This is a genomic window from Paractinoplanes polyasparticus (genome assembly GCF_019710575.1).
Taxonomy (GTDB): domain Bacteria; phylum Actinomycetota; class Actinomycetes; order Mycobacteriales; family Micromonosporaceae; genus Actinoplanes; species Actinoplanes polyasparticus.
Window position 1 is genome coordinate 1 of sequence record NZ_JAHWFK010000071.1, and the last position, 4,644, is coordinate 4,644.

Consider the following 4,644-nt stretch of genomic DNA (forward strand, 5'->3'; position numbering starts at 1 on the left):
GCGGTGTTCGCCGGCATCTACTTCTGGTTCCCGAAGATGTTCGGCCGAATGCTCGACGAGCGCCTGGGCAAGATCCATTTCTGGCTGACGTTCCTCGGCTTCCACGCCACGTTCCTGGTGCAGCACTGGCTGGGCACCAAGGGCATGCCGCGGCGCTACGTCGACTACCTGGCGTCGGACGGCTTCACGTTCCTCAACACGTTCTCGACGATCGGCAGTTTCGTGCTCGGCCTGTCGACGCTGCCGTTCATCTACAACGTGTGGAAGTCGTACAAGGTCGGCCAGCTGGTCACGGTCGACGACCCGTGGGGCCACGGCAACTCGCTCGAGTGGGCCACGTCCTCCCCGCCGCCGCTGCGCAACTTCGACAAGATGCCCCGCATCCGTTCCGAGCGCCCCGCGTTCGACGCGAAGTTCCCCGAGCTGGCAGCGGGCGAACAGTCCATCGCCGGCCCGCCCGAGGGCGGCGCCCGCCCGCTGACCCGCGAGTCCGACGGCGGCGCGACCTACCCGGAAGACACCGGCGCCAACCGCGACTGACAGCGTTCAGGTAACGGCCCGCTCTCACCGAGAGCGGGCCGTTTCCGTCTGCCTGCCCGGCCCCACACCCCGCCAAGCCCAAACCGACCCGCTGCTCGTGCTGGTCCAGCGCCCGGCTTCTGCTGGCGGCGTGCCCTACGCCGACAGGCGTGGCTGTCTTGGTGTGCGTGCCGTGCCGATGAGCGTGGCTGTGCTGGTGGCGCAGCCTGCGCGGAGCCGGCTGGCCGATGATGAGCCGCTGCGCGTGACGTCGCTGCTCTGGCGGCTTGCTCGTTTGGTGTTGGCGCTACTTATCGCCGCGGATGCGGGCGTGGAGGTGCATGTCGTGGCGGCCATCTGAGTGGGGCGCCTCGCCGTGTTTGGTGCCTTCGAGTTGGAAGCCGGCTTTGACGGCGACGCGGCAGGAGGCTTGGTTGCGGGTCGAGTGGCTCAGGTGCAGCCGGTAGAAGCCGGCGTTGTCGAGTGCCCAGGCGCCAGCGGCCGCCAGCGCGCGGGTCGCGATGCCGGCGCCGCGGGCTGCGGGCAGCACCCAGTAAGCGCAGCCTGCGAGGCCCGCATGGAGGTTGAAGCTTCCCAAAGCCATGCGCCCGACCAATTCCTCGCCGCCGCGCGTTACCGCCCAACTTGCGCCTTTCTCCTGTCCCAGCTTTGGCGGTATTGCTCGAACCACTCCTTCACCTGATGTTCGGAGGAGGGGCGACGAGGGTGCCAATGCTGGATCACGGGGTCCTGGTAGGCGGCGAAGAAAGCCGGAGCGTCGGATGGCGCCCAAGGACGAGGGACCAGACCGTCCGGCGCCGTCCAGGATGGCTGTCACTTTTCTGCGTCGGCGGAGCAAATGGGGCAGTTGATCTGGAACGGTAACGTCTCGGCATGCGTATGCCTCCGTTGCCGCCGCCGTCTGTGTTCGCGACGCCAGAACAGATGGCGCAACGTGTCGTTGGTGATCGGTCGCCAGACACGCCGAACGCACCCATCACCGTCAGTGCCTACGACCCGAGCTGGCCAGCGCGCTACCGGCGCGAGGAGGCCCGCATTCGGGCGGCCCTCGGAAAGCGGGTCCTCGCGCTGGAGCATGTCGGCTCCACCGCCGTTCCGGGTCTTCCCGCAAAAGACCGCATCGACATTGATCTGATCGTGGCGGACCCGGCCCACGAGGAGGCCTACGTCCCCGACCTGGCCGCTGCTGGTTACCAGTTGCGCGCCCGAGATCCCCACTGGTACGAGCATCGATGCCTGTGGACCGAGAGTCATGACGTCAATCTGCATGTCTTCGGTCCCGACTGCGACGAGTACCTGCGCCACGTCATTTTTCGAGACTGGCTTCGCGCTAACCCCGAGGATCGGGATCGCTATGCTGCGCAGAAGAGCGTTGCTGCGGCGCAGCATCCGCTCTCGATGTCGGGCTACGTCCAAGGCAAGGCCGACGTCATCGTGGAGATCCTCAAGCGTGCGGGACTGCGCTGACAGCGGCCGTCAACTTGCCTGTTCGTCGAGGCGGGCCAGGAGGCCGTCGAAGATCTGCTCGCGGGCGACGTGCCCTTGGCGGCCGCGTCGTCTCGTTGTCGTTCGAGCGTGGGGTCGGAACTCGATGGTGGTGACGGCGCCTCCACCTTCTCGAGACGGCGAAGTACCAGCGGTGCAGCGCGGCGAGCTGATCCGGGTCGAGCCTGCCGCAGATACAACGCCGGCCTCGTACAGGGCTCGGAACCGGTACACACCCAGCCACCGCTGCTTATCAAGAGCCGCCATCGCCAGCGCCCAACGTCTGCCCGACAACGACCCGATCAGCCTCACGCCCAACACTTCGCGTACGACGCACAAACCGTGCATACCTCTGCACTCGTAGCCGTACGCCGGCACCCGGCCCGGTCGCTTGCTTCGCCCGTCCGGCCCGGTCGGCGTCTGGATGCTGGCCGGTATGCGGGCTCGATCAGGGCGTCGTGAGGCGGCGGATCGCGCTGGTGAGGGCCTGAAGGTCTACTTCCTGGCCGGTGATCAGGGCGCGCAGCGTCACGCCGTCGAAGAAGGTGACCACGTCGTGGGCGGCGTCGGCGCCTACGTGGGGTTCGAGCAGGTCTCGCATGCCCGTGAGCCAGGCCATGGCCAGGGGGCGCAGGGCCGGGTCACGGCCGGCGGCCACGTACAGCTCGCATTCCAGTTGGGCACGCTGACGGTCGGTGACATATTCGACTATGAGCGCGGCGACGGCTGCGGGGATGTCAGAGGCTTCCCTGAGCCGCCCCGCCCACTCCTGGAAATCGGATTGCAGGTCGGCTGCGGACAGCCGCAGCCCTGCGGCGATGAGATCGTCGAGCGTCGGGAAGTAATAGGTCGTCGCGCCGAGAGGCAGTCCGGCCCGAGCGGCCACGGCGCGGTGCGTGGTGCGGCTGATTCCCACCTCGGAGATCACCTCCAAGGCTGCGGTGGCCAGCGCTCGGCGCCGCGCCTCAGGATCCCGCGCCCGTTGAGGCCGCCGTCCACTTGCCGGTGATTCGTCGTCGCCCTCGGTCGTCGGGTCCCCACTGCGCCGCGCAGCCGGCCGCGAGGCGGCGCCTGCTCCGCGGTCGCCATGTCTGCGTCCGCCTCGCGCGAGGATCGAAGCTTCTTCGGTGCCCGGTTCGCGGTCCGCTCGCCTACGGCCGCCCGCGGTCACGCGACGGGCCGGTGCGCCGGCGGCCTGACCAGAGGACGCCTGACCGGAGGGCACCGCGTCGGAGGATGCCGCGTCGGAAAGTGCCGCGCCGGTGGGCGGGGGAGTGGGGTCGATCAATGGGCACCGCCCAGGTTCACGGTCACTACACCGGCGATGATGAGGCTGACGCCGACGACCTTAGCGGTGTTGAGGGGCTCCCCGAGGAAGACCGCGCCGATGGCGACGATGGCGGCGGTCCCGAGCGCCGACCACAGCGCGTAGACGACCCCGACGGGCAGGTCTTTCACGCAGACCGAGAGCGCCGCGAACGAGATGACATAGCCGGTCAGGCAGGCCACCGTGGGCCACAGCTTGGAAAAGCCCTCGGTCGACTTGAGCAGGCTGGTCGCCGCCACCTCTGCCGCGATGGCAATAAGCAGGAACACGTAGGGCACGGCCGACCTTCTCTCACTCTTGTACGTCTGTACAAGTACAAACGTACAAGTCGCTACCGCTCATGCCAACGGTGATCTGGGCCACCGCCGCTCATGACCGATTCGCCGCTGCCACCCAGCGAATACAGGCTCCGCCGATGTCGACCACCAAGGAGCAGCCCGGCGCGCCCGAAGAAGGCGCGCCGGGCGCACTGGGCGAGAGCCGAGCCGACTGTGGATGGGCCAGGAAGCGGCGGGCAGCGTGGGGCCGCTAAGAGCCTCGTCGCCCCGTCCATCAACCAAAGGCCTGTCGGCTGTTCAGAAGGAGCTGAGCGCGCCCGACGCGGAACGACGTGGTGGTGGCAAGGCCGGGGTCGGGCTGGTCAGTGGACGAAGGGGTGCGGTCGTGGCCGTGGGTTAGTTCTGAGCCGAGCCTCTGAGGGAGGAGAGGGCGGTGGTGGAGCCGTTGCCCAGCCAGCTCATCGGCATCCGAAACCTCAACTCGGACAAATAGGGGTGTTAAGTGAGGGCGGCGAAGCTGCGTGCCGAAATCCTCCACCGGTGTTTGCTCGCCGACCTACTCATGGCCGAGTGCTGTGGCCGGGGCCCTGCCGTTCACGAGCTGTCCCGCGTGGTCGAGTTGGCCGACTGGGCGGCGAGCATGGCCATGCTCGTGCCGTTGAATCCGACCTTCATCCTTCGACGGCGGCCCAAAGGTTGATCATCGGCCCCTGACGGCCGGCAGCCGGTCGGCTCGGTACCGCTCCGAACGGCTGATCAACCGCCGTCCTCACCGAGCTGATCGCCGACTCCGACGCCCTTAACGCACTACCCGACTGGATCATCGCCTGCCGCCGCACACACCCGCTGGGAGAGGGCGGTCGTCCTCGCCGCGGCCGGCCTGCCGAGCCGACCGCGCCCGAGACGGCGGAGTGGCCCTCCTCGTCAGGGGCTGGTTGCGCCAAGGGGCGAAACGGCCCAACTCCGCCAGGGGCGGAGGGGCCGGGCTCCGCCAGGGGCGGACGGGCCGGGCTG

The 4,644-nt window shown here is 68.4% G+C and carries 4 protein-coding genes and 1 pseudogene; 2 read left to right on the plus strand and 3 right to left on the minus strand.

Annotated elements, in window-relative coordinates; translation table 11 throughout:
- A partial coding sequence (locus tag KXC43_RS47495) for a cbb3-type cytochrome c oxidase subunit I (protein WP_221382903.1) occupies positions 1-540 on the plus strand: 540 nt, incomplete at its 5' end.
- Positions 541-826: 286 nt separating this feature from the next.
- Here the strand turns inward: KXC43_RS47495 and KXC43_RS47500 are convergent.
- Positions 827-1,263 (minus strand): annotated as a pseudogene (locus KXC43_RS47500) (GNAT family N-acetyltransferase).
- Between the two features lie 150 nt (positions 1,264-1,413).
- Between KXC43_RS47500 and KXC43_RS47505 the strand changes: the two are divergent.
- Positions 1,414-2,007, plus strand: a complete 594-nt coding sequence (locus KXC43_RS47505; RefSeq protein ID WP_221382904.1) for a GrpB family protein — start codon at positions 1,414-1,416, stop codon at positions 2,005-2,007.
- Positions 2,008-2,473: 466 nt separating this feature from the next.
- Here the strand turns inward: KXC43_RS47505 and KXC43_RS47510 are convergent, their stop codons facing one another.
- The gene (locus tag KXC43_RS47510) at positions 2,474-2,959 is read right to left on the minus strand and encodes a TetR/AcrR family transcriptional regulator (RefSeq protein WP_438870958.1); all 486 of its coding nucleotides are present in this window, start codon (positions 2,957-2,959) and stop codon (positions 2,474-2,476) included.
- Positions 2,960-3,309: 350 nt separating this feature from the next.
- Positions 3,310-3,630 carry a DMT family transporter gene (locus KXC43_RS47515; RefSeq protein ID WP_221382905.1) on the minus strand — a complete coding sequence of 107 codons (321 nt, stop codon included), beginning with the start codon at positions 3,628-3,630 and terminating at the stop codon, positions 3,310-3,312.
- Between the last annotated feature and the right edge of the window lie 1,014 nt (positions 3,631-4,644).

Bases quoted from the DNA above. Each gene is read 5' to 3' on its own strand.
- KXC43_RS47505 (WP_221382904.1), top strand. From the start codon at position 1,414: ATGCGTATGCCTCCGTTGCCGCCGCCGTCTGTGTTCGCGACGCCAGAA.